Here is a 1,758-nt window from a genome sequence, read left to right as displayed (position 1 = left end):
GTACGTGAAATGGTACGCGTCGTCGACCTGACCCACCCGGAGGCAAAGATTGTCCTCGTACAGGGCGCACCGACCAACGCACTCACCAGCCTGTGGAACCAGGTCTGCGCGCCCCTGCTTAACGAAGCACCAGACCACCAGGGTTACCTACCCGCACTAGCTGCAGAAATTCTCGCTGCCACCGGGTTCGAGTAACTGTCCTGGCATCAAGTAACAGTCAAGGTGACATTCCCCGAAACCGATCCAACGACGCGAGCCAAGGCCGCTGCCGAAACACTGGCAGCCTTCTGGCACACCGATCATCCTCAGCAAGGCGAACTACGCGAAACCCTACAACCTGTATTGCAACAGCATCTCAGCGCAGAAACCACTCATATCAACGACACCGGCGTCATGCTAATAGCACGACCCGCCCGCAACGAGGTATTCTTATAACGATCTGATGCGCAGTAGCGGTGTCAGCGGCGGGCGGCACGCCGCCCGCCGCTGACAATCTTCGATCGTGCCACCTTGTCTAATCCTGCCTCGACAGGGCGTGGGCGCTTTTTCTTCCGCCCTGTGCACGATAGGTGCCGGCTCCGCGTTTGTCTTTGGGGTGGCGGAATGAGGTGTTCTCAGTAGTGGGCGTATTCAGGCGGTCGACGCATCTAGCTCTACGAGTTCGGCGAACACCTCGGAGGGCTTCTTCCAGTTGTGGATCTTACGGGGTCGGTCGTTGATGTCGCTAGCGACCATCGCGAGATATTTCGGGTCCGAGGTGATGGCTACGCCTTTCGGGAAGTACTCGCGGACGATGCGGTTGAGGTTCTCGTTGCTGCCGCGTTCCCACGGGGAGTGTGGGTGGGCGAAGTAGACCGGCATCGACCCCTTCGTGACGGTGGCGTGTCCGGCCATCTCCGCGCCGCAGTCCCAGGTCAGCGAGGCCCGCATGTGCTCGGGCAGCGCGTGGGTGGCGGCGATGACCCCGCGCCCGACGGTGAGCGCGTCACGCCCGTGCAGCGGGACCAGGACCAGGAACCGGGATGTGCGTTCGACCAGCGTCGCGACGGCGGTCTTACCGGCCTTGCCGATGACCAGGTCGCCTTCCCAATGTCCGGGCACCGCCCGATCGTCGGCCTCGGCCGGCCGGGCGTCGATGTAGATCGGGCCGGTGATCCGCGGTGCCGGTGGGGGCTTGTGGCCGCCTCGGCGGGTGGTGCGTCCGGAGCGTAGTGCGAGCAGCTCGCGGGCCAGGGTGGACACCGGGGTGGCGTAGATCCACTGGTAGATCGCCTCGTGGGACACCCGGCAAGCCTGATCGTCGCGGTAGTCGATCGGCAACCGGCCCGCGATCGAGGCGGGTGACCAGCCACGACGCAGCAGGGCGTGCACGAGACCGCGTAGCCGCGGGTGGCGGTCCACCGCCAGCTGCTTCGGGCGCCCCCGTGAGGCCTCAGCCCGTCCCTGAGCCGCCGCGGCCCGGTAGTCCCGCCGGCCGCCGTGGCGGCGGACCTCACGCGAGATCACCGACGGATCACGGCCCACGACCGACGCGATGTCCTTGTAAGACAACCCCTCCGCGAGACCGCGGGAGATCTCCTCCCGATCCGGCAACATCAACATCTCACGCACGGAACATCCTGTCCCGCCGAACAACCAAGATCAAGTGCTACGACCGGCTGAACTCACCCTGCTCTACTCATTGAGCGAGATCGGGCTCTTTAATTCCGCCCAGACATCGAGTTGACCGGAGTGAAAGTCGAGTGACGAGCGCAGTAA

At 64.2% G+C, this 1,758-nt stretch carries 2 protein-coding genes; one reads left to right on the top strand and one right to left on the bottom strand.

Annotation, left to right across the window (positions count from 1 at the left end; genetic code table 11):
* Positions 1-195 (top strand): hypothetical protein (locus tag D8M34_RS19610; RefSeq protein WP_238695713.1); only part of this gene is annotated, 195 nt, incomplete at its 5' end.
* A 435-nt stretch (positions 196-630) separates the two neighbouring features.
* On the opposite strand, the gene D8M34_RS17790 is transcribed toward D8M34_RS19610, so the two are convergent.
* Positions 631-1,602, bottom strand: coding sequence for an IS30 family transposase (locus D8M34_RS17790; protein WP_238695714.1), 972 nt, complete (start codon positions 1,600-1,602; stop codon positions 631-633).
* Positions 1,603-1,758: the final 156 nt, after the last annotated feature.

It is taken from the genome of Microbacterium sp. HSID17254, assembly GCF_003989315.1.
Lineage (GTDB): Bacteria > Actinomycetota > Actinomycetes > Actinomycetales > Microbacteriaceae > Microbacterium.
The sequence above is the reverse complement of the archived record's forward strand: the minus strand, read 5'-3'. Positions and strand labels throughout refer to the sequence as shown.